Below are 23,136 nucleotides of genomic sequence, written 5' to 3'. Positions count from 1 at the left end.
AAGAGGAACCGTAACAGATAGTTTTGTACGGGACTATCTGTTACCCGATCGCATGACGCAGAGCACGCTTGCGAGGCGGCTTTTCACACGGCATCGGGGTGCTGAGACGGCCCTCGACCAGCCTCGTGAGGCCGTTGACCATGCCGAGGCGCTCGTCTTCCGGCAACGAGCCCAGCACGCTGCCCACGACCTCCTCGTACAGGTCGTCGGCCTTCGCCACGATTTGACGGCCCAGTTCGGTCACGACCACGACACGGGCGCGGCGGTCCGTCGCCGACGGCTTGCGCTCGGCGTACCCGGCGGACTCCAGAGCGTCCATCGTGACGACCATGGTCGTCTTGTCGATGCTGACCATGTCGGCGATCTCGGTCTGCGTGAGCCCCGCGTCCAGCGCACTGGACAGAACGCAGCGGGCTCGCGGAGTCAGTCCGATCTCCGCGAACCTCGCCGTCAGTTCGGTCTCCAGCGCGTGTCCCGTCCGATGCAGCAGCATCATCAGGTCAGTACACCCCGTCGTGCCCATGGCACCACGGTACCAAACTAATCTAGAACCAAACTATTTCTTTGCGGAACTATCGCTCCAGGACAACCACCGAACGCGCCGCTCCCGCCTTCTTCTCGCTGGTCAGCGGCCTCCAGTCACCGGCGGGCAGCGTCACGGCCTTCTCGGTCGGGTACGGGTTGATCACCACGACCAGCCCGCGCCGCGCGCTGTCGACGTCCGGTCCGACCGTGTCGTCCACGTGCATGACGATCACGCCCGGCTCGGCGGCGGGGAACGAGACCTTCTGCTGCACGAGGTCGGCCGACCCGAGCGAGAACAGCGGCGAGAGCTGCCGGATCCGCAGCAGTTCCAGGGTCGCGTCCAGCGAGGCCCTCATGTCCGCGGAGGCCGGTTTCGCCAGGCCCAGCAACGGCTTCGCGTACGGCCACTTCGCCTCGTTGTCGGCCTTGGGCGGCAGCCCGCGGCCGAACCCGTTGTCGCGCAACGACGGGTCGTAGGCGTTGAACCAGTCCCCCGAGTCGTAGCTGTTGCGGTCCAACGACTTCGAACGCAGGAACTCCGTGCCCGCGTGCGCGAACGGCCGCCCCTGGCCGAGCAGCGCCGGCGCCAGCGAGACCGTCTGCATCTTCACCCGGTCGGCCATCGAGGTCTCCGGCTTCAGCTTGTACATCAACGCGTCGAACAACGCCTCGTTGTCGTGCGCGTCCACGTACGTGATCGCCTCCAGCGGCTGACCGGTGTAGCCCGCCGGGGAGCCGTTGTACCGCACGTCCCGGCCGGAGACGACCGGCCCGGCGGTCGACTGGAAGCGGTACGACGCCATGTTGCCCGCCATGCCCAGCTTCACCAGGTCGCTGTAGTTCTCCAGGCGCGCGGCGACGTCGCCGTTCGCGGGCGAGGAGTTCACGTCCCCGGCCAGACCGGAGCCGAGGCCCTGCACGCGCGGGTCGTCGTCGAACGGACCGCCACCGCGCACCGCGTCGCGGAGCCGGTCGCTGAACGTGCCGATGCCCGTTCCGGCCATGTTGGCCTGGGTGGCCTGCTCGAACCGCGCGTTGCCCGCGACCTCGCCGAAGTCCCAGCCCTCGCCGTAGACGCCGATCTTGCGGCCGTCCACGCCGTCCTTCTCGACGGTCAGCGCGTCCAGTGCCGCGCGCACCGCGAGGATGTTCGCCTTCGGGTGGTGGCCCATCAGGTCGAACCGGAACCCGTCGACCTTGTAGTTCTTCGCCCAGCGCACGACCGAGTCGACGACGAGCTTGCCCATCATGGCGTTCTCGGTCGCGGTGTTCGCGCAGCAGGTGGAGTTCGCGACCGAGCCGTCGAGGTCGAGCCGCTGGTAGTAGCCGGGCACGACCTTGTCGAGCACGGACGTCGGTGCGTCGCCGAACGCCGCCGTGTGGTTGTAGACGACGTCCACCACCACGCGGTTGCCGTTGTCGTGCAACGACTTCACCATTTCGCGGTACTGCTTCGAGCGCGCCCAGCCGTTCTGCGCGTCCGCCGTGGCGTACGAACCCTCGGGCACGTCGTAGTGGAACGGGTCGTAGCCCCAGTTGAAGCCGTCCTTCGCCGCGACCGCGCCGACGCAGGCCTGCTGCCGGTCGGAGTCCGCGGGCAGCGAGGGCAGGTCACAGGCCGGGGTGGCCTGCTCGGAGCGCTTCTCGGGAATCGTGGCGATGTCGAACGTCGGCAGCAGGTGCACGGTGTCCATGCCCGCCGCGGCCAGCGTCCTCAGGTGCTTCATGCCGGTCGAGTCGCGGTGCGTGAACGCCTTGTACGTGCCGCGGTCCACCTCCGGGACGGACTGGTCGTTGATCGAGAAGTCGCGCACGTGCAGCTCGGTGATCGCGCCGCCGATGCCCTTCGCGACGTCCTTCGACCAGCCGGCGGGCATCGTCCGGCCGTCCCGCAGGTCGGCGAACTGGGAGTGCGTCGAGTTCACCGACAGCGCGACGGAGTACGGGTCGGTGACCACGACCGTGCGCTGCCAGTCGGTGACCTCGAACTGGTAGTACCTGTTCTTCCAGTTGCCGTGCCCCGACCACGATCCCGACGCGTCGTCGCGCTCGAGCTGCACGACCTTCCGAGGCTCACCGGACGGCTCGTCGAACAGGCGCAGCTTCACGTTCCGCGCGGTCGGCGCCCACAGCCGGACCGACGCGCGGTCGCGGTGGAACTCCGGCCCGAACGTCAGCTTCGTCGCGGCGGCGGCGTAGCGGTCGTCCAGCACGCCCGCGATCTGCACGCTCGTGCGGTGCCGGATCGCCCCTCCCGCGTCGACGTGGACGGCGGAGAGCCTGTCCCGCAACGCCTCGTCGACGAACCCGCGCACGGCGAACACCGGCTTGCCCTTGAGGTGCGGGAACCGCGCCGGCACCTCCTCGGTCGTCGGCGAGAGCCGCAGCACGCGAGAGCCGTACTCGAGGCGGTAGCCGTCGGACTGCACGGACGGCACGTCCCAGACGACCCTGTCCTTGGAGATCCAGATCGCCTTGGCCTTGGTCAGGTCGTCGTCGGCGGCCGGACCGGCGTTCGGCGGGAGCAGGTAGGTCTCGTCACCCTGCAACTGCCACACCTCGTTCCCCTTCTGGCCCAGGTCGAGGAACTGGTCCGGGCCCGGGTCCTTGGTGTCGCCGCGGTGGAGGAGGTAGCTCAGGCCCGCCGCGCCGGCCGCGAGCGGCACCGACCAGTACACACCGAACTGGTCGCGTCCGTCCGGCACCCGCGACTGGTTCCACCCCGGTGAGGGTTCCGCGGAACCCGTCCAGTGGTACATCGTCCAGTCGGTGTAGTCGCCGTCCGGGCGGTGGTAGTGGATCACCGCGCGGTTCTCGGCGGCGGCCCTGGTGGCGTGCACCGCGCCGTTCGCGACCCACGCGTGACCGCTCGTGAACTTGCCCGTGGCCTCGACGGTCGTGCCGCGCACGACGGAGAAGTCCGTGGTCGGCGGGAGTTCCGCGATGCCGTTCGTGAACGGCACGTCGCCCCGTCCGGCGACGCGGACGACGGCTCCGGACGCGTCACCGGCGTAGTGCACGACCGCCTTGCCCGTGGCCGCCTGCTCGGACGGGTGCACGGCCGGGTCGCCCTGCTCCAGCCACACCTCGGGCGTGACGCTCGGGTCGACGACCCGGTCGGCGGACGTGTCCTTCTCGTCGCCCTTGTGCGCGATGATGCCGACGGACTTGGCCCCCGGCTTCAGCTTCACCCACGCGAAGCGCCCGTAGGCGTCCTCTCCCGCGAACGGCAGAGGAGCGCTCCACTCGGTGGGCGTCTCGACATCGCCCCAGACGTGCAGGCCCCAGCCGTCGTGGTTGTCGCGGGCGTAGTGCACGACCAGCCAGTCCGGGTTCTTCGTCCCGGGGTCCGGCAGCGGCGGCGCGGCCACGAGCGAGACGAACGCGCCGTCCGCGCCGATCTCGCCGGACTTCGCGACCACGCGCAGTTCGACGCGCTTGCCGGCCGCGGCACCCGGAAGCGCCGACAGGTCGGCGAAGACCCGGTACGGAGCGGCGTCGTCGGTGCCGAGCACGGTCCACTCGCGGGTGCCCTCGACGCGCGCGGCGAACGTGGCCGCCGCGTGGGGGGCGCTGATGCCGTCCGCGCGGAGCTCGACGCGCTCGTCCAGCACCGTTCCGGCGGCCGGGGCGACCAGCGTCGGCGACGGCTTGGACCGGGCGACGTCACCGGTGCCCTCGAGCACCACCGTCGACAGGGCGGGCACGGTCACCGTGACGCGACCGTTCTGGACCTGCGCGTTCTCGAAGCCCGAGGACGACACGGGAACGGTGACGGTCGCGGGCGAGGTGCCGGCGTTGGCGACGACGAGGTGCTCGCGGCCGAGGATGCGGCTGAACGCGAACACGTCCCCGTCGGCGTACCGGAGGACCTGGTTGCCGTCCCGCCACACCGGGTCCTCGTCGACCTGCGCCGCGAGGGCCTTGAGCTGCTGGTAGAGCGGATGTGCGGTGTTGAAGTTGTCCACGGCGCCCGTGCGGTCGGAGCCGACGAGCTCCTCCGCCATGTACTCCGGCGTCTTCGAGGCGAACATGTCCTGGCGCGCCAGCTTGTCACCACCCGTGCCCGCGAACCCCTGCTCGTCGCCGTAGTAGACGACCGGGTTGCCGCGCCACAGGTACATCAGGGAGTTGCCGAGCTTGAGGCGCTCCAGCAGCTCGGCGTCGGAGATGCCGGGCTTGTCGTTGCGGATCATCCACGCGATGCGGCCCATGTCGTGGTTGCCGAGGAACGTGGGCAGCGACGAGGCGTTGGAGTCGGCGTCGGTGTAGCGGTCGTCGTCCAGCAGCACCTCGCCGAGGCGCTGGGAACCCTTGCCCGACAGGAAGCTCAGGGCGCTGCTCTGGAACGGGAAGTCCAGCGTCGCCTGCATCCTGCCGGCGGTCGTGTACTTCGAGGTGTTCTCGGGCGAGGAGTCGAAGACCTCGCCGAAGACGAAGAAGTCCTTCTTGCCCTTGCGGTTCGCGTACTGCTTCACGTGCGGCGCGAGCGCCTGCCAGAACTCCAGGTTCACGTGCTTGACGGTGTCGACGCGGTAGCCGTCGATGTCGAGCGTGTCGATCCAGCTCGTGAAGATGTCCTTCATGCCCTTGACCACGCGCGGGTGCTCGGTCATCAGGTCGTCGAGGCCGGAGAAGTCGCCCTGCTCGCTCGACTCGCCGGAGAACGTCGAGTCGCCGCGGTTGTGGTAGAGCGTGGAGTCGTTGAGCCACAACGGGAACTTCGTCGGTCCCTGCTTCACCGGCGTGTACGGGAACGACTTCGCGGCATCGAGCCGCGGGAAGTCCTCGCGACCCGCGTGGTCGGCGAGGTCGAACGGCTTGCCGTCGGCGTCCAGGTACGGCTGCGCGCCGGTCGAGACGTACTGCGTCTTGCCCTCGGCGTACTTGATGACGTCGGCGGTGTGGTTCGCGACGATGTCGAAGAACACCTTGATGCCGCGGCGGTGCGCGTCGCGGATCAGGTCGCGCATCTCCTGCGTGGTGCCGAAGTGCGGGTCGAGCTTGGTGAAGTCGGTCGTCCAGTAGCCGTGGTAGCCGGCGCTGTCGCCCTGCACCCAGCGGTTGAGGAACATCGGCGTCATCCAGATCGCCGTGATGCCCATGCCGTCGAGGTAGTCGAGCTTCCCGCGCAACCCCTTGAGGTCACCGCCGTGGTAGAAGCCCTTGTCGGCGGGGTTGAACCCGTGTTCCGCGGTGTTCGAGCGGCCGCGGTCGTTGCCGGTGTCGCCGTTGGCGAACCGGTCGGGCATCACGAAGTAGAAGCGCTCACCCCGCAGGTCGTCGCGCCGGGGCGGCAAGGCGAGCCTCGCGTCCCCGTCGCGCACACCGGGCGCGACGTCCACCACCTCGCCCACGGCAAGGCGTTGCGGTGGAGCGGCAACGGCCTGGGCCGGTGTGAGGGGGAGCAGAACCAGTGCAGCGAGCGCGGCGACGACCCGACGCATCGCGACCTCCTTGTCGCAACTTCTTGCAGGGTTGCTGCACGAAACCACGACAAACAACGGGAAACAATACGTCGCGCTCTGCAAATATTTGCAGTCAGCTTGCTCAACGCCGGTAGGTGATCGCCATCTTCAACGGATGAGAGCGCCACTCGTTGACCGCGAGCCCGGCCAGCACACCGATGCCCTCGACCGACTCCGCGGTGGCGGGAGCGGTGCGGCTCGTCGCGCCCGCGAGCGGTCCCCCGGACGGCGGCGGCGAGAACTGGGCGATCACCACCTGCCGGCCCTCGTGCGGCTGCACGGCCAGGAGGACGTGCGGATCGGCCTGCTCGCCGTCGTTCTCGATCGGTTCCAGGGACAGGAACTCACCGCGTTCCGCCGCGGCACCGCACATGCGGCCCGCCCACTTGAAGGCGTCCATGACGTCGTCGTCGGAGAGCGCCGCGTCCGCCTCCTGCAGCGTGACCTGCTGCAGACGCGTGCTGTGCGCGGTCATCTGGCCGTTGGTGGTGAAGCGGTCGGGGATCATCGCGTCACCGGTCTCGACGTCGATCAGCAGCATGTCGCGGAACCGGGTCTCCGCGAGCGGCGAGCGACCCATCAGGCCGCGGCCGAGCACCTCGGCGAGCTTCGGGTCGGTCATGCGCCAGTACGTCGTCCGCTCCCCGATCCGCAGGCCGATGAAGTCCTTGACCGGCAGGCTCGGCAACGCGGTCGACAGCGTCTGGCCCGGTTCGACGGGAGGCGGCGGCGCCTGGACGCGGAACGGCGGCAGCGAGGCGAATCCCGGATCGACCTGGGCTGTGCGGACCACGTGGTGCGCCCACGCGCGCACACGCGTTAACGGGTGGTCGGGGAACCGTGGGTCGTAACGCGGGTCGTCGCCCGCGTGGAACGGCAGAACGCCTTCCAGCTCCGGCGCGTACGGGTGGGGCCTGACCCAGTTCTCGAACCCGATCTCGGCGGCCAGCACGGCCTCGCGTGCGCCGGTCATGCCGCGTTCCGGCGCCACGAGCAGCAGCACGGCGCTGCTGCGTTCCTTCGGCACCGTGAAGGAGGCGACGAACACCTGCCCGTTCGGCTGGTCCGGCAACGGCATCTTGATGATCCGCAGCAGCGCCGGCGTCCCGCCGAGCTGGACGACGTGGGCCTCGACCAGGCACCCGGTCTCGCCGTGGACCAGGGCGAGACCGTGCCTGAGCTCCGGCAGGTCGTCCAGTCCGGCGGGCAGGTCGGGGACCACGCCGTGGTAGGTCAGCCGGACCTGGTCACCGTTGCGGTGCTGCCAGGTGTTCTGGTCGATCTGGTGGAAGCCGGTGGTGTCGAACGAGATGGGCACGCGTCCGACACTACGGCTCCGGTCAGGCGGCGCTGAGCGTTTTGGACCACAGCGAGGCGCCCGTGGCGTCGCGCAGCCACACCGTGAGCTCGTGCCGCGTCGCCTCGACCTCGCCGAAGTGCTGGAACCCGTCCAGCGGCGAGGTGTTGGCGGCGGGCGGGGCGTGCACGAACACGGCCTGCGGCCCGAACGTCGGGTCGAGCGCGTTCGGGCCGAACGCGCCGGAGTGCAGCGGTCCGGAGACGAACTCCCAGAACGGGTCGAAGTCGCCCACGGCCGCGCGGTCGGGCGAGTAGTGGTGCGCGGCGGTGTAGTGCACGTCCGCGGTCAGCCACACGGTGTTCTTGACGCGGCGCCGCTTCAGCTCCCTGAGCACCCACGCGATCTCGTGCTCACGGCCGTTGGGCGCGCCCGGCAGGCCGTTCGCGACGCCCTCGACGTCGGTGCCGTCGGGGACGGTCAGGCCGATCGGCAGGTCCGCCGCGATGATCTTCCACGTGGCGGTGCTGCGGCTGAGCCCGTCGACGAGCCACTTCGCCTGCCTCGCGCCGAGGACCACGCCCGGCTGGTCCTTGGGCGAGGTGTTGCGGTCCTTGTAGGTGCGCATGTCGAGCACGAAGACCTCGACGTTGCGACCGTAGGCGAACTTCCGGTAGACGCGACCGTCGACCGCGCGCTGCCGGTCGATCGGCATCCACTCGTGGAACGCCTGGAAAGCCCGCTGGGCCAGCACGTCCACGCGCTTCTCGGTGTAGAGCGGGGAGTCGAGGATCTCGCCGGGGTACCAGTTGTTGGTGACCTCGTGGTCGTCCCACTGCACGAAGCTCGGGACCTGGGCGGCGAAGCGCTTCACGTTCTCGTCGAGCAGGTTGTAGGCGAACTGGCCGCGGTACTCGTCGAGCGTCTCGGCCACCTTGGCCTTCTCCGGCGTGACGACGTTGCGCCAGATCCGGCCGTCCGGGAGCGCCACCGACTCCTTCATCGGGTTGTCGGAGTAGACGGTGTCGCCGCTGTGGATGAAGAAGTCGGGCCTGCGGTCGGCCATCGCCTTGAAGATCGGCATGCCACCGAGGTCGGGGTTGATGCCCCAGCCCTGGCCGGCGACGTCACCGGACCACACGAACCGCACCCCGTCGCGGCCGAGCGGGGCCGTGGAGAAGCTGCCGGTGAGCGGTTCGCTGCGGGTGCGGCCGCTCAGGTCCTCGGCCGTGACGCGGTAGTAGGCGGGACGGCCCGGGAGCAGACCGGACACCCTGACCTGCCCCGTTCCGCCGGTTTCCGGCGTGAGCAACGGGCCCCGGAAGCGGTGGGAGAGGCGGAACCGCGGGTCGTTGGACACCTCGACGAGCATCCGGGACGGGCGGTCGGCGCGCGTCCACACGATGCCGCCGTCCCAGGTCACGTCGCCGGACTGCACGCCGTGGGTGAGGATCGGGCGGTCGGTCTTCGCGAGGCCGGTGCCCGAGGGCACCAGCGCCGCGGCCGTGCCCAGTGCGCCTGCCTTGAACAACGTGCGACGGTCGAAGGTCATGCGCGGTTTCTAGTCCGCCGTTCTGACCGGCGGCCGAACCCGGGGTGAACTCCAGCGGGCCCACTCCGGGCAGTGCTGGTCACGTCAGGCGCTGGAGCCAGTCGGTGATGATCTGCCGCGACGCGGGCGTGGCGTGGACCCACGTCTGGTGGTTCTCGTCGGTGTAGCGGACCACGAGCCAGCGGCCGTCCTCGAAGTCGATCGTGGTGAGGAAGGTCCTGGCCCGCTGCCTGCCCTCGGGACTGCCCTTGGCCGCGTACAGCTTCGCCGTTCCCCTGCGGGGCTGGGCGAGCAGCTGGCGCAGCGAGGTCGACGGCGACGCCTTGCCGGGCTGGTGGACGTGGAGCTCCGACGCGTGCACGTTGATCGACGCGCCCTTGCCGGGCGGGACGTCCGGCAGCTGCATCGCGAGGACCTCCGGCGCGTTCTCCGGACGGATCGGGTGCAGCTGCACGTACCCGTTGTCGTGCACGGCGAGCACGCCGTGCTGCGCGTTCGCCGCCACCACGACGGGCCTCGTCTCGTCCGGCGTGAGGGCGATCCACGCCGAATAGTCGTTGTCCGCCTTGGCGATCAGGTGCAGCGTGCCCCGGACGTCCGGGTGGTCGAGCCCGACGCGGCGCAGCTCACCGATGACGTCGCGCTCGATGAGCACCCGCTCGTCCTCGGTCTCCCCGGGCGAGTCGACCGACAGCGCGGGGTGGTACGCCCCCAGCTTCTCCTGCTTCCACAGCACGTCGAAGGCGAGGTCGGACAGTTGGACGGACGAGCGCAGCACGTCACCCCCCGATCGTCGGCGGTGCGACCATCGGCATGTCACCGATGATCTCGTTCGTGTTCTCCTCGGTGATGAGGTAGTCGGCGGACTTGTGCTCCAGGTCGTCCTCGCCCTGGCCCTTCTGGCCGTGACCACCCATCGCGCCCATGCCGGCCGCACCGGCACGGCCCGCGGCACCCGCCGCGGCGCCACCACGCGCACCGGCGTTCGGGCCCTCGCCCACGCCGCCGAACACACCGGCCTTGCCGCCGGGCTGCTGCGCGGACGTGCCGCTGCCCGTCGCGGTGCCGCTGCCGCCACCGAGACCGCCACCGCTGCCGAACCTGCCCGCGCCACCCGAGCCGCCCGCACCCCCACCGCCGAACCTGCCGGTGCCCGCTCCGGCGGGACCGCCGGGGCCACCCGCCGTCCCGCGGCCGCCGCCCCCGCCGAGACCGGGACCGACCGGCACGCCGATGGGCGGCAGGCCGGTGTTCGGCGGCCGCTCGATCACGCTGCCGACCGGCGGCTTGCCGATGCCGGGGGTGTCACCGGGCTTGCCGGTGCCACCCGTGCCGGACGTGCCCGTGCCGTCGGCCCAGCTGGCGGTGGTCTGATCGCCACCGGTGCTGCTCGGCGGCGTCCAGGCGGAGCCGGTCGGGCTCTGGGTGGAACCGGTGGAGCTCGTGCCGGTGTTCTTGCTGCCGACGCTCGAGTTGCTGACGTCGGCGCTCTTGTCGTCGCCGTTGTCGCCGCCGGTGTTGATCACCTCGACGTTGAGCGTGTCGGCCGTGACGCCGGGGAACTCCTTGGGGAGCTCACCGCGGTTGGTGTTCGAAGCGCTCTGGAACTCGCTGTAGATCCGGCGGTTGTGGGCTTCCTGCGAGTTGTAGCTGTTGACCGCGTCCTCGGTGTCGGTGTCCCAGGGCGTCACGTCGTCCCAGAAGCCCGTGTCCGGCTTCTGCTCCGGCATGTCCTTGAGCTGGTTCTTGTTGTAGTTGAACTGGTAGACCTGGTTCGACAGCGAGGTGTCGGCCTGGCGCAGCGCGTCCTGCATCTGCACCATCGCCTGGTTGATCGGGTTGCCGGCGGCCTGGGCGGCGTCCGCGCTGGCACCGGCCCACGCCTCGCCGAGGGTTTCGCCGACCCGCTTGAGCCTGGCCTCGATCGAGGCGTAGGCGGACTCCAGGGCGGCTGCGGCGTTGGCACCGGCCTGCGCGCTGCCCGTGCCGGGTCCCGTGGTCATCAGGTGGTGGATCTGGTGCCCCGAGAGGCCGTCGGCTCTCGTGTTGTCCTGGGTGTGGCAGCTGGGCGCGGGCTGGGTCATTTCGCACCTGCCTTCATGGTGGTGAGGACGAGGTTCGCGAACTCGGTGACCGCGCCGCACGGGTCCGCGAGCCGGGAACTGCCCTTGACGCTCTGGAAGTCGAAGAGAACGGCCCTGGCGTCGGACACGCCGACGACGATCGTGCAGCTGCCGCTCGGGCGCTGGTCCACGGGGAGGGTGAGGACGGCGGGGTAGCCCTGGACGTCGGGGCGCGGTTCGAACACCGCGTAGGTCCCGTTGTCCTTGTTGCCGTACACCGACTCGAGGTTCGTGCCCTCGGGGAGGATCACCAGGCCGGGTGACGCCTTCGCCGGGGTGCTCGCGCCGAGCCAGTCGCACCCCGGGCCGGGCGAGGTCGGGTTCTTCCTGCCCGCGACGCCGGGCAGGCCGTAGGCCTCCGCCTGGGCGGGCGTGAACGCGCTGCACGGGTCGGCCTCGAAGGCCTTCAGGTCCAGCGGGTTCCGCACCTCCGGCGCCCCGGCGGCGGAGCTCGGCGGAGGGGTGGCGCCGGTGGGCGTGCCGGTGGTCCCGCCGCTGGTGCCGCACCCCGTCAGCAACGCGAGTGCCGCGGCTCCGGCGACGACGGATCGGATGCGCAACTGCTCAGTCCTCACGGCTTGAAGTTCGCCTGGTTGCCCTGCTCGGTCTGCTCGTACTGGGCGAGGGTGGCCTTCAGGTTGTCGATGCGCGTGGTCAGCGTGTCCTGCAGCTGCTGGTTCGACTGCTGGTGCATCGCGCCCGCGTTGACGGCCCAGTTCGCGTAGACCTGGCTCGGCACGTCACGGCCCGCACCCTTGACGGCGATCAGCGCCTGGCCGGTCGTCTTCGCCTGGATCAGGTCGTCGCGGATGGACTCGTACTCCTTGACGGCAGCGCGCAGCGTCTCGAGATCGACCTTGGTTCCGCTCATCCCCAGTGCCCTCCCCTGCAGATTCGTGCGTCTCGGAGCATAGCGCCAGGCCACAGGCCTCGTCCCGGTTTCACAGCACGTTCGAGTGAACGGCCGGAGTGCGGTTCGCGCCGTTCTCCGGCGTCGAACAATTCGTCACCGACCGCGCGTGCGTGCTGTCTAGGGTGTGCCCGTGCGCGCACTCGCCTTCCTGCTGGCCGCGGTCCTCGCCTTCCTGGCGCTCGCCACGACGATCCGGACCACCGACGTCCTGCTCGGCGCGGTGGAGGCGCGGCAGACCGGCACCGCCGCGGTCGTGTCCTGCACCGAACACGGGCCGGTCGGCAGATGGGGCGTCGGCACGAGCCACGGCTGCGACGCGGACGTGCGGTGGGAGGACGGGAGCACTGAGCGGGTCGCGTTCCCGCCGGGGCAGCTGCAGCCCGGCGCGCGCGAGGTCGCCGTCTTCCGGTCCACCAGGGACGCCGGGGTGAACGACAGCGCGCGGTGGTTCCTCGCGGGACCGCTCCTGGCGGTGGCGCTCGGGTTGCTGGCGCTGTGGTTCGCCGTGGCCGCGGTGCTGTCCCTCGTTCCCATGCGCACGACGCCGAAGCCGGACGAGAAGTGGCCTCTGACCAAGGAGGACGTCAGGAACACGCCGGTCACGCGGCGGGTGCGCAGGTTGCGGTTGCTCGCGTGGCTCGGGCTCGCGACGGCCGCGGCCGAGGGGCTGGCGTCGATGCCGTTCTTCGACGCGCCTCGGCTGGTGGGAACGTTCGTGTCGCCGTGGCCCCAGCTCGAGGAGGCCTGGCTCGTCGACCTGCCGTCGGGGGTGCTGGCCGGGTTCGCGGTGCTGGTGGCGGCGGTGATCGGGCTGATCGCGGAGAACGTGCACAGGGACGCCGCGCGGGTCGTCCGGTATGGACAGTCCTACCTCGACGCGAAGAAGCCGGTGCCCGGCGGCGCGAGCAGCTGGGTGCCGACGGCGTTGCTCGCGGCCCTCGCCGTGTGGGCGGTGGTGGAAGTGGTGCTGGCCATGGGAGACGCGCCGCCGCTCGTGTGGCTCGCGGGCAGCCGGGACGCGCTCGTGCTGCTGGCGGTCCTCGCGGTCGTGGCCGCCACCCGGCAGTCCGCAAAGGACATGGTCGCGCAACTGGTCCGCGAGTAGCGGGAACCGGGAGGCGGTCGCGGCAGTCTCACGTGGCATGACTTCCGCAGAACTGGGTGCTGGGCAGCAGCGTCTCGAGGAGTACATGCGCCGGGTGGGCGACATCCAGCGCAGAGCCGAGGAGACGCAGGCCCAGCTCAAGGCGTTGCGCGCGGACGTGAGCAGCCCCGACCGCGCGGTCACGGTCAGGATGGCGCCGGGCGGCCGACTCGAGAAGCTGAGCCTGACGCCCGCGGCGATGCGGATGTCGCACGAGCAGCTCGCCGCCCTGATCACCGAGACGGTCGGCAGGGCGCACGCGGCCGTCGCGGGGCAGATGGAGGCGACGATGCAGCCGTTGATCGGCGGCACGTCCGCGATGGACTTCCTGCGCGACCAGGTCACCGCGGCGCAGCAGCCGGAGGAGACCGAGGAGCAGCAACCGCAGCAGCGTCAGCGTCCGGCGCGCCCGGACGACGACGAGCCGTTCGGCACGATCTACCGGTAAGGGGTCCCGGTGTCAGAATTCGCAATGGTGCCCGCCGACGTGGTGAACCACGCCGGCAACGTGCAGTCGATGGGCATGGAGCTCACGAACGCCGCCGCGCGCGGTCAGAGCGTCGACCTCGGCGTCGAGACGTACGGGATCATCGGCCAGGTCTTCAGCGTGCCGGTGCGCATCCACATCGCGGCGATCGCGAACTCGATCAACGAGCTGGCGAACGCGCTGCCCGACGTCGCCGACGCGTTGCGCGACTGCGCCGACGCCACCCGCCAAACCGACGACGACCACGCGAAGCTCTTCGCGAAGTACCAGGGGTGAGTGATGGTTCTCGACGTCAGTGCGGACAACGCGACCGACGGTGCGCGGATCGTCGACACCGTCTGGAAGTGCGCGGAAGACTTCAACAACCCCAGTGACTGGGCCTTCGACGGCGTCGCGCTGGGACTCGACGTGCTCGGCTTCGTCGCGAACCCGCTCGGCACGCTCGTCGGCGCGGGCATCGGCTGGCTGATCGAGCACGTGTCGTTCCTCAAGGAGCCGCTCGACGACCTCGCCGGCGACCCCGGCGCGATCAACGTCGTCGCGGCCGCCTGGGGCGAGGTCGCCAAGGCGTGCGCGAAGGTCGGCAACGACTACGCGCAGGCCGCGACCAGCCAGACCGGCACGTGGACCGGCCAGTCCGGCGACGGCTACCGCAAGGCGGCCGCCACCCTCGCCGAGCAGGTCAAGGCGCTGGAAGGTGCCGCGAACGCGGTCGCCACGGGCATCCGCGGCACGGGCGTCCTGGTCGCGGCGGTGCGCGGCATCATCCGCGACATCGTGGCGGACGTCGTCGCGGAGTTCATCATCGCCGCCGTGACCGCGCTCGCGACGAGCTGGTGCAGCTTCGGCGCCTCGATCGCCGCCTTCACCGGCTGGGCCGTGGCCCGCGCCGCGTCGACCGCGGGCAAGATCGCGGGCAAGGTCAGCAAGCTGCTCATGAAGCTCGCGCAGGCCGTCCGCAAGTTCGACAACCTCAAGGGCGTGTCCGACGCGCTCGCGAAGGCCGCCGTGAACATCGGCCGCAAGGCCAAGGACGTCGGCCGCGCGATCGGCAAGAACCACTCCTCGGTCAGGCAGATCGAGGACGGCTTCTCCAGCGCCAACAACGCCGTCCGCGACAAGCTGACGTTCGGCAACGACGCGGCGAAGAACGCGGCGAACCGGGTCGACGACATCATGTCGCCGCGCGGCCGTGACGGGTTCGCGGACACCATCAAGCCCATCTCGCTCGGCCGGACCGGTGCCTCCGAGGCTTTCAAGGAAGGCGCGAACTGGGACGAGAGCTACGAGAAGGGGCAGGAGGAGCTCAGCAAGAAGTAGGCGCGGGGGGCCTGGCCACGTGGGCGCGGGGTCAGGCCCCTCCAGGGGTGCGAGGAGCCGGACCGGCTCACTCGGACTTCGGCGCCTGCTCCGACTCCTGCTGCTGTTGCTGCGCCGGCAACCGCCCCTGCGCCATGCGCTTGAGCAGATCCCGCCGCAGCCACAGCAGATAGGCCCACACCAGCCCGAAGATCACGCCGATCACGCCCATGGCCGGCAACAGCAGCCACGAGGCGATCAGCAGCACGTGCAGGCCGACCACGGTCGGGATGGCCCACGGCTTGCGCACGAACGCGCACATCGCGATGAACACCGCGATGAAGCCGAACGCCACCCAGCCGACGAGCGACGTGACGCCGCCGTGCAGCTTCGCGATGACCGGCAGGGCCAGGGCCACGACGATGACCTCGAGGATCAGCGTGCCGGCCATGATGCCGCGGAACGCCTTCATCGGGTCTTTCTTCAGAGGTGCCGGGGTGGTCATGCCGGCTCCTTCCCGAACAGCGCGCGGGCCTCGCCGGCGGTGACGACCGAGCCGGTGATGATCACGCCGCCGCCGGACTGCTCGTCCTCGATGAGGTGAATGGCCTCCTCGACGGCGTCGACCAGGCGGGGACGCACCTCGAAGCGGTCCTCACCGAAGATCGGGACGGCCAGGCCCGCGAGGACGTCCGGATCCATCGCGCGCGGGGACGAGTTGGTGGTGATCACCAGTTCCTGCACCACCGGTTCCAGCGCGGACAGGATGCCCTCGGCGTCCTTGTCGGACATGACGGCCACGACGGCGACGAGCTTGCGGAAGCCGAACTCCGACTCCAGGGCTTTCGCCAGTGCGGTGGCGCCGTGCGGGTTGTGCGCGGCGTCGACGAAGACGTTGGGCGCGGAACGCACGCGCTCCAGCCTGCCCGGCGTGATCACCGAGGCGAAGCCCTCGCGGACCACCTCGATGTCGATCTTGCGCTCGGGGCCGGCGCCGAAGAACGCCTCGACGGCGGCCAGCGCCAGCGCGGCGTTCTTCGCCTGGTGCTCGCCGTGCAGCGGCAGGAAGACGTCCTCGTAGACGCCTCCGAGGCCCTGCAGCGTGATCATCTGGCCGCCCACGGCGACGGCCCTGGTCAGGACGCCGAACTCGCTGCCGAAACGGGCCACCATCGCGTCCACCTCGGCGACGCGTTCGAGGATCACCCTCATGACCTCGGGGGTCTGCTCGGCGACGATCGCGACGGAGCCCGGCTTGATGATGCCGGACTTCTCGACCGCGACGTCCTCGGGACGGTTGCCCAGGTACTCGGCGTGGTCGACGCCGATCGGGGTCAGCACGGCGACGCGGGTGTCCACGATGGACGTCGCGTCCCACGTGCCGCCCATGCCGACCTCGACCACGGCGACGTCGGCCGGCGCTTCGGCGAAAGCCGCGTAGGCCATGCCGGTGAGCACCTCGAACTTGCTCATCCGGATCTCGGACCGGGCGTCCACCATCGCGACGTACGGCTCGATGTCGCGGTAGACCTCGACGTAGCGCTCCGGCGAGATCGGCTGGTTGTCGAGGCTGATGCGCTCGGTCGCCAGCTGCAGGTGCGGGCTCGTGTACCGGCCGGTGCGCAGGCCGATGCGCGTGAAGAGCGCGTCGACCATGCGCGACGTCGACGTCTTGCCGTTCGTGCCTGTCAGCTGCACGACCGGGTACGACGTCTGCGGGTCGCCCAGCACGTGGGCCAGCGCCTTGATCCGCTCCAGCGACGGCTCGAGCTTGGTCTCGGGCCACCGCTGGTTGAGCTCGTTCTCGACGTCGAGGAACTCGTCGAGGTTGGTGTCCACCGTGCTCACGCCTCCGGCAGCGCGGCCAGGCGCTCGTTGATGCGGGCGATCTCGGCCTCGGCCACGGCCTTGCGCTCCTCGATCTTGGCCTTGACGTCGGCGGGCGCCTTGGCGAGGAACGCCTCGTTGCCGAGCTTCTTCGTCGTGCCGTCGAGCTCCTTCTGCGCCGCCGCGAGGTCCTTCGCGAGCCGCTTGCGCTCGGCCGCGACGTCGATCGCGCCGGACAGGTCCAGCTCGACCTTCACCGCGCCCTTGGGCAGGCCGACCTCGAGCGTCGCCGAGACGGTGAAGTCGTCGCCCGGCTCGGTCAGGCGCGTCAGCGAACGCACCGACGGGACCTGGTCGGTGAGGCCGACGCAGCACGCGCCGCGGACCTTGCCCGCGACCTTCTGCCCGGGCTTCAAGCCCTGCTCGGAGCGGAACCGGCGGATCTCGGTGGCGAGCTTCTTCAGGCCCTCGACCTCGGCCTTCGCGTCGAGGTCGCGCTCGGCGCCGGAGGCCTTCGGCCACTCGGCGATGACGAGCGACTCGCCGCCGGTCAGCGACGTCCACAGCGTCTCCGTGATGAACGGGATCGCCGGGTGCAGCAGGCGCAGCAGCGTGTCGAGGACGTGGCCCAGGACGGACTGCGTGGCCTCGGCGCGGCCGTCCGCGATCTGGACCTTCGCGATCTCCAGGTACCAGTCGCAGAACTCGTCCCACGTGAAGCTGTAGAGCGCCTCGCAGGCGCGCGAGAACTGGAACGCCTCGAAGTTCGTGTCCACAGTGGACACCAACGCGTCGAGCTCGTCGAGGATCCAGCGGTCGGCCGCCGTCAGCTCGTCGCGCGCGGGCAGCGGACGGGCGACCGTCGCGCCGTTGGCCAGCGCGAAACGGGTGGCGTTCCACAGCTTCGTGGTGAAGTTGCGGGACCCGGCCGCCCACTCCTCGGCGACGGCCATGTCCGAACCGGGGTTCGTGCCGCGCAGCAGCGTGAACCGGGTGGCGTCCGCGCCGTAGCGCTCCATCCAGTCCAGCGGGTCGATGCCGTTGCCCTTGGTCTTCGACATCTTCTTGCCGAACTGGTCGCGGATCAGACCGTGCAGGAAGACGTCGTTGAACGGCTGCACGCCGTCCATCGCGTACAGGCCGAGCAGCATCATCCTGGCGACCCAGAAGAAGATGATGTCGTAGCCGGTGGACAGCACCGAGGTCGGGTAGAACTTCTTCAAGTCCTCAGTGGACTCCGGCCAGCCGAGCGTCGAGAACGGCCACAGGCCCGAGGAGAACCACGTGTCGAGGACGTCCTCGTCCTGGTGCCAGCCCTCGCCGGTCGGCACCTCGTCGTCCGGTCCGACGCAGACGACCTCGCCGTCCGGACCGTAGAAGACCGGGATGCGGTGGCCCCACCACAGCTGGCGTGAGATGCACCAGTCGTGCAGGTTGTCGACCCAGTCGAAGTACCGCTTGTTCATCTCCGGCGGGTGGATCTTGGTGCGGCCGTCGCGAACGGCGGCGGAGGCCTCGGCGGCCAGCGACTCGACCTTGACCCACCACTGCAGCGACAGGCGCGGCTCGACGACCGTGTCGCACCGCGAGCAGTGGCCGACGGCGTGGACGTACGGCCGCTTCTCCGCGACGATCCGGCCTTCCGCGCGCAGTGCGGCGACGATCGCCGGGCGCGCCTCGAACCGGTCGAGACCGAGGAACGGGCCGTTCGCGGTGATGGTCGCGCGCCCGTCCATGATCGTGAGGTTCGGCAGGCCGTGGCGCTGGCCGATCTCGAAGTCGTTCGGGTCGTGCGCGGGCGTGACCTTGACGGCGCCCGTGCCGAACGCCGGGTCGACGTGGGTGTCGGCGACGATCGGGATGCGGCGGCCGGTCAGCGGCAACTCGACCTCGGTGCCGATGAGGTGCCGGTAGCGCTCGTCGTCCGGGTGGACGGCGACCGCGGTGTCGCCCAGCATCGTCTCGGCGCGGGTGGTCGCGACGACGATCGAGCCCTCCCCGTCGCCGTAGCGGATCGAGACGAGCTCGCCGTCGTCGTCGCTGTGGTTGACCTCGACGTCGGAGAGCGCCGTCTGGCAGCGCGGGCACCAGTTGATGATCCGCTCGGCCCGGTAGATCAGGCCGTCGTCGTACATCTTCTTGAAGATCGTCTGGACGGCGCGCGACAGCCCCTCGTCCATGGTGAAGCGCTCGCGCGACCAGTCGATGCCGTCGCCGAGCCGCTTCATCTGGTCGAGGATCTTGCCGCCGTACTCCTCTTTCCACTCCCAGACGCGCTCGACGAACTTCTCGCGCCCGAGGTCGTGCCGCGACAGGCCCTGCTTCGCGAGGTCGCGCTCGACGGAGTTCTGCGTCGCGATGCCGGCGTGGTCCATGCCCGGCAGCCACAGGACCTCGTAGCCCTGCATGCGGCGGCGCCGCGACAGCGCGTCCATGACGCTGTGGTTCATGGCGTGGCCCATGTGGAGGCTGCCGGTGACGTTCGGCGGGGGCAGCACGATCGTGAACGGCGGCTTGTCGCTCTTGACGTCCGCCTCGAAGTACCGCCGGTCGAGCCACCGCTGGTACAGCTCCGCCTCTACCTCCGCCGGAGTCCACGCGGCGGGGAGGTCGGGACGCTGGGGTGCGGTGTCGAGTTCAGTCACAGCGCAGAAGTCTACGGAGGGCTGGCTATCGACTTACACCGAGATACCTGCTAACGAGCCGACGGCCGCGGGTTCGGGGCGGAGCGCCTGACCGCCGCGACCGATCACTCGTTCAGAGGTGCCGGGAACGAGTGACGGCGATCACAATTGACCGTCACGGACCGTTCAACCCCTTGGGGCCCGTGGCGACGGCGCCGCCGCGTTCTTCGGGGGCGCTGGCGGCGCCGACGTCGATCGGCGTTCAATGGACGTATGAGCAGCAAGCCCCCGCAGCACGACGTCGACGAGTCCGCGATCGAAGTCAGCACCCCGAAGACCTGGGCCGCGGGGATTCCCGGTGTGCTCGTGTCGCTCGACCGCGCCGTCGAGCAGATGGGTGTCGGGCGCACGGTCAAGACGTTGCGGCTGCTCAACCAGCGCGAAGGTTTCGACTGCCCCGGCTGCGCGTGGCCCGAGCCGCAGGGCCACCGCAAGATGGCGGAGTTCTGCGAGAACGGCGCGAAGGCCGTCGCGGAGGAAGCCACGAAGCGGCGGATCGGCCGGGAGTTCTTCGCCGAGCACTCCGTCGCGAGCATGCGGACGAAGACCGACTACTGGCTCGGCCGGCAGGGCCGGCTCACCGAACCGATGGTGCTGCGGCCCGGCGCGACGCACTACGCGCCGATCGGCTGGGACGAGGCGTTCACGCTCATCGCCGACGAGCTGACAGCGTTGCCGTCCCCGGACGAGGCGATCTTCTACACCTCCGGCCGCACCAGCAACGAGGCCGCGTTCCTCTACCAGCTGCTGGTCCGCTCGTTCGGCACGAACAACCTGCCGGACTGCTCGAACATGTGCCACGAGTCGTCCGGGTCGGCGCTCAACGAGACCATCGGCATCGGCAAGGGCTCGGTGTCGATCAAGGACTTCGACCTCGCGGACCTCATCGTGGTCATCGGCCAGAACCCCGGCACGAACCACCCGCGCATGCTCAGCGCGCTCGAGGACGCCAAGAAGAACGGCGCGAAGATCATCGCGATCAACCCGCTGCCGGAAGCCGGTCTGATGCGGTTCAAGAACCCGCAGAACGTCGCCGGTGTCGTCGGGAGGGGCACCGCGCTGTCCGACGAGTTCGTGCAGATCAAGGTCGGCGGCGACCAGGCGCTGTTCCAGGCGGTCGGGCACCTGCTGCTGCGGTGGGACAAGCTCGACAAGGCGTTCATCGAGGCCAAGACGCACGGGTTCGAGGCCTACGCCGAGAGCCTGCGCGAGCTCGACTGGGACCGCGTGCTCACCGCGACCGGCCTCACCCGCGAGCAGATCACCCGCGTGGCCGGCATGTTCGTCGACTCGAAGGCCACCATCGCCTGCTGGGCCATGGGCCTCACGCAGCACAAGCACAGCGTGCCGACGATCCGCGAGATCACGAACGTCATGTTCCTGCGCGGCATGATCGGCAAGCCGGGCGCGGGCCTGTGCCCGGTGCGCGGCCACTCGAACGTGCAGGGCGACCGCACGATGGGCATCTACGAGAAGATGCCGGAGAAGTTCCTGCAGGCGCTGGAGAGCGAGTTCAGCATCTCCGTGCCGCGCAAGCACGGCTACGACACCGTCGACGCCATCAACGCGATGCGCCACGGCCGCGGCAAGGTGTTCATCGCGATGGGCGGCAACTTCGTCAGCGCCACCCCGGACACCCCGGTGACCGAGAAGGCGCTGGAGCAGTGCTCGCTCACGGTCCACGTCTCCACGAAGCTCAACCGCTCGCACGTGGTCCACGGCCGGACCGCGCTGATCCTGCCCGCACTGGGCCGCACGGAGAGCGACGTCCAGCACTCGGGCGAGCAGTTCGTGACCGTCGAGGACTCGATGTCGGTCGTGCACCGCTCCCGCGGCCGGCTCAAGCCCGCCTCGGACCAGCTGCTGTCCGAGGTCTCGATCGTCTGCCGGCTCGCGCGCAAGACGCTCGGCGCCTCGCACCCCGTGGCGTGGGAGGAGTTCGAGAAGGACTACGACGTCATCCGCGAGCACATCGCGCGCGTCGTGCCGGGCTGCGCCGACTACAACACGCGCGTGCGCCAGCCCGACGGCTTCGTGCTGCCGCACCCGCCGCGCGACTCGCAGGAGTTCGCGACGGCGACCGGCAAGGCGAACTTCACGGCGAACGAGCTGACGGTCATCGAGGTGCCGCAGGGACGTCTGCTGATGCAGACGCTGCGCAGCCACGACCAGTACAACACCACGATCTACGGCCTGGACGACCGCTACCGCGGCGTGAAGGACGGCCGTCGCGTGGTGTTCGTGAACCCCGACGACCTCAAGGAGCTCGGGTTCTCCGACGGCCAGATGGTCGACCTCGTGTCGGAGTGGGAGGACGACCCGACGGGTGTCGTCGAACGCCGCGCCGAGTCGTTCCGGATCGTCTCGTACCCGACCGCGCGCGGGTGCGCGGCGACGTACTTCCCGGAGGCGAACCCGTTGGTGCCACTGGACTCCAAGGCGGACATCTCCGGAACGCCGACCTCCAAGTCGGTGATCGTGCGCCTGGAGTCCGCGGCCTGATCAGGCGTGCCGGACCCGGACGGACAGCCGTGAGCGGCGTCGTTCGGGTTCGGCCTTGACGTCCTCCTCGATCTTCTTCACGAGCCGGCGCGCGGCCGCGTCGGCCTCGAAGTCCTGCTGCCGGTACTTCGCGATAGCAAACGCCTGGTGGTGCGGGATCACGTGGGTTCTCCTTCGGGTTGGTTTCCGCTACTCGGGCGAGACCGTGTGGCTCAGGAAGAACCGGACCGCCCGTGCCCCTTCGGGACGGAGTTCAGGGTTCAGCCGGCGCTCGTCGTACTTGTCCAGCAGCGCCTGAAGCTCCTTGACGAGGGCAACGGCCTCTTCCGCGGTGACGAACTTGACCGTGCCCTCGGTGCCGACCACCTGACGCCACTCCTCGGACAGGTGGTCGAACTGGCGCAGGCGTGACCGGATGCGTTCGAACTCCTGGTCCAGGTAGGCCATCGACGCCGCCTCGGCCGCCATCGCGGCCTCGCCCTCCAGCCCCTCCGACGAGATGGACTGGCGCTTCGGGACGACCTTCCAGGGCTTCTGCCTGCCGGGACCCTCGACCTCTTCGACGAAGCCGTACTTGGCCAGCATGTTCAGGTGGTACGAGCAGCTCGCGACGCTCTCACCGAGGGCCGCCGAGCACTGGGTCGCGGTCTGCGGCCCCTCGTCGGTGAGCAGCTGGAGCACCTTCCACCGGAACGGGTGCGACAGCGCCCGGAGCGCTTTGGGGTCGGTGATGGGAGCGTCGGTCATGACAGCACCGTACGCGTATCAATAAATCTTTAGCAAGATTCCTTGATATATAACCCCAGGTGGCGGTCACCAGTCCGGCGAGTTGCGCGCCACGGCGGTGACGAGCGGCAACGACTCGATGACCGGCACGCGCAGCAGCTCGGCGGGCACGTCGGGGTCGCGCACGGGTTCGATGAGTTCGCGCAGCAACGCGCCGACGACGTCGTCCGCGGACTGGTCGACCTCGTGGATCAGGTCGCGCAACTGGTCCGCGGCCTCGTTGAGCACACGCGGGCGTTGCGGCTCCTCCAGCATCAACGCCGCCAGCCGCAGCACACGACGGCATGTGCGCAGCCTCAGACTCCTGCTCGCGGACTCGCGGGTGCCCGCCAGGCCGAGGCGGCCGCGCGTGCGCTCGATCCACGGCTCGACGGTCTCGCGGCGCCAGATCGGGCCGGACGCGAGCTCCGCGTCCGGCTCGGGGATGCCGTGCGAGCGGCGCTTGCGCCAGACCGCCACCAGCTGACGGCTGAGCCCCATCGCGTCGGCGATCTCGGCGATTCCGTAGAAGTCCCCCACGCGCCAACTG

At 69.9% G+C, this 23,136-nt stretch carries 19 protein-coding genes; 5 read left to right on the top strand and 14 right to left on the bottom strand.

The window, feature by feature from the left end; translation table 11 throughout:
• Positions 1-40: 40 nt before the first annotated feature.
• The 8 genes from L6E10_RS27985 to L6E10_RS27950 all read right to left on the bottom strand — a co-directional run bounded on the left by L6E10_RS27985 (position 41) and on the right by L6E10_RS27950 (position 11,836).
• Positions 41-523 (bottom strand): MarR family winged helix-turn-helix transcriptional regulator, encoded by a 483-nt coding sequence (locus tag L6E10_RS27985; protein ID WP_236222946.1) that lies wholly within the window; start codon positions 521-523, stop codon positions 41-43.
• A 49-nt stretch (positions 524-572) separates the two neighbouring features.
• Positions 573-5,972 (bottom strand): pullulanase-type alpha-1,6-glucosidase, encoded by a 5,400-nt coding sequence (gene pulA, locus L6E10_RS27980; protein WP_236222945.1) that lies wholly within the window; start codon positions 5,970-5,972, stop codon positions 573-575.
• A gap of 103 nt (positions 5,973-6,075) precedes the next feature.
• Positions 6,076-7,311 (bottom strand): hypothetical protein, encoded by a 1,236-nt coding sequence (locus L6E10_RS27975; RefSeq protein ID WP_236222943.1) that lies wholly within the window; start codon positions 7,309-7,311, stop codon positions 6,076-6,078.
• Positions 7,312-7,333: 22 nt separating this feature from the next.
• Positions 7,334-8,842 carry an alkaline phosphatase gene (locus L6E10_RS27970; RefSeq protein ID WP_236222941.1) on the bottom strand — a complete coding sequence of 503 codons (1,509 nt, stop codon included), beginning with the start codon at positions 8,840-8,842 and terminating at the stop codon, positions 7,334-7,336.
• A gap of 79 nt (positions 8,843-8,921) precedes the next feature.
• Positions 8,922-9,620, bottom strand: coding sequence for an ESX secretion-associated protein EspG (locus L6E10_RS27965; RefSeq protein ID WP_236222939.1), 699 nt, complete (start codon positions 9,618-9,620; stop codon positions 8,922-8,924).
• 1 nt (position 9,621) lies between these two features.
• The gene (locus tag L6E10_RS27960) at positions 9,622-10,926 is read right to left on the bottom strand and encodes a hypothetical protein (protein ID WP_236222937.1); all 1,305 of its coding nucleotides are present in this window, start codon (positions 10,924-10,926) and stop codon (positions 9,622-9,624) included.
• Positions 10,923-11,540 (bottom strand): DUF3558 domain-containing protein, encoded by a 618-nt coding sequence (locus L6E10_RS27955; RefSeq protein WP_236222935.1) that lies wholly within the window; start codon positions 11,538-11,540, stop codon positions 10,923-10,925. The genes L6E10_RS27960 and L6E10_RS27955 overlap by 4 nt, the downstream gene beginning before the upstream one ends.
• Positions 11,537-11,836, bottom strand: a complete 300-nt coding sequence (locus L6E10_RS27950) for a PE domain-containing protein (protein ID WP_236222933.1) — start codon at positions 11,834-11,836, stop codon at positions 11,537-11,539. The genes L6E10_RS27955 and L6E10_RS27950 overlap by 4 nt, the downstream gene beginning before the upstream one ends.
• A gap of 172 nt (positions 11,837-12,008) precedes the next feature.
• Between L6E10_RS27950 and L6E10_RS27945 the strand changes: the two genes are divergently transcribed.
• The 4 genes from L6E10_RS27945 to L6E10_RS27930 are packed head-to-tail and all read left to right on the top strand — an operon-like array spanning position 12,009 to position 14,829.
• On the top strand, positions 12,009-12,983 hold the full coding sequence (locus tag L6E10_RS27945; protein WP_236222932.1) for a DUF6346 domain-containing protein: 975 nt from the start codon (positions 12,009-12,011) through the stop codon (positions 12,981-12,983).
• A gap of 37 nt (positions 12,984-13,020) precedes the next feature.
• Positions 13,021-13,470, top strand: coding sequence for a YbaB/EbfC family nucleoid-associated protein (locus tag L6E10_RS27940; RefSeq protein ID WP_236222931.1), 450 nt, complete (start codon positions 13,021-13,023; stop codon positions 13,468-13,470).
• Between the two features lie 9 nt (positions 13,471-13,479).
• On the top strand, positions 13,480-13,785 hold the full coding sequence (locus tag L6E10_RS27935; protein WP_236222929.1) for a hypothetical protein: 306 nt from the start codon (positions 13,480-13,482) through the stop codon (positions 13,783-13,785).
• Positions 13,786-13,788: 3 nt separating this feature from the next.
• Positions 13,789-14,829, top strand: a complete 1,041-nt coding sequence (locus tag L6E10_RS27930) for a hypothetical protein (RefSeq protein WP_236222927.1) — start codon at positions 13,789-13,791, stop codon at positions 14,827-14,829.
• A 67-nt stretch (positions 14,830-14,896) separates the two neighbouring features.
• On the opposite strand, the gene L6E10_RS27925 is transcribed toward L6E10_RS27930, so the two are convergent.
• Genes L6E10_RS27925 through L6E10_RS27915 form a run of 3 tightly spaced genes read right to left on the bottom strand, consistent with a single transcriptional unit; the run spans position 14,897 to position 19,280 of the window.
• Complete coding sequence (locus tag L6E10_RS27925) at positions 14,897-15,313, bottom strand: DUF4233 domain-containing protein (protein WP_236222925.1); 417 nt, start codon at positions 15,311-15,313, stop codon at positions 14,897-14,899.
• On the bottom strand, positions 15,310-16,656 hold the full coding sequence (locus L6E10_RS27920) for a folylpolyglutamate synthase/dihydrofolate synthase family protein (RefSeq protein WP_236222924.1): 1,347 nt from the start codon (positions 16,654-16,656) through the stop codon (positions 15,310-15,312). The genes L6E10_RS27925 and L6E10_RS27920 overlap by 4 nt, the downstream gene beginning before the upstream one ends.
• A complete protein-coding gene (locus tag L6E10_RS27915) occupies positions 16,653-19,280 on the bottom strand; it encodes a valine--tRNA ligase (protein ID WP_236222922.1) in 2,628 nt (875 codons plus the stop codon). The genes L6E10_RS27920 and L6E10_RS27915 overlap by 4 nt, the downstream gene beginning before the upstream one ends.
• A gap of 252 nt (positions 19,281-19,532) precedes the next feature.
• Between L6E10_RS27915 and L6E10_RS27910 the strand changes: the two genes are divergently transcribed.
• Positions 19,533-21,821, top strand: coding sequence for an FdhF/YdeP family oxidoreductase (locus tag L6E10_RS27910; protein WP_236222920.1), 2,289 nt, complete (start codon positions 19,533-19,535; stop codon positions 21,819-21,821).
• On the opposite strand, the gene L6E10_RS27905 is transcribed toward L6E10_RS27910, so the two are convergent.
• The 3 genes from L6E10_RS27905 to L6E10_RS27895 all read right to left on the bottom strand — a co-directional run bounded on the left by L6E10_RS27905 (position 21,822) and on the right by L6E10_RS27895 (position 23,126).
• Positions 21,822-21,983 (bottom strand): hypothetical protein, encoded by a 162-nt coding sequence (locus L6E10_RS27905; protein WP_236222919.1) that lies wholly within the window; start codon positions 21,981-21,983, stop codon positions 21,822-21,824.
• A gap of 27 nt (positions 21,984-22,010) precedes the next feature.
• Positions 22,011-22,568, bottom strand: coding sequence for a helix-turn-helix domain-containing protein (locus L6E10_RS27900; RefSeq protein ID WP_236222918.1), 558 nt, complete (start codon positions 22,566-22,568; stop codon positions 22,011-22,013).
• Between the two features lie 66 nt (positions 22,569-22,634).
• On the bottom strand, positions 22,635-23,126 hold the full coding sequence (locus tag L6E10_RS27895) for a hypothetical protein (RefSeq protein WP_089922227.1): 492 nt from the start codon (positions 23,124-23,126) through the stop codon (positions 22,635-22,637).
• Between the last annotated feature and the right edge of the window lie 10 nt (positions 23,127-23,136).

It is taken from the genome of Lentzea sp. CC55 (assembly GCF_021056325.1).
Classification (GTDB): domain Bacteria; phylum Actinomycetota; class Actinomycetes; order Mycobacteriales; family Pseudonocardiaceae; genus Lentzea; species Lentzea jiangxiensis.
The sequence above is the reverse complement of the archived record's forward strand: the minus strand, read 5'-3'. Positions and strand labels throughout refer to the sequence as shown.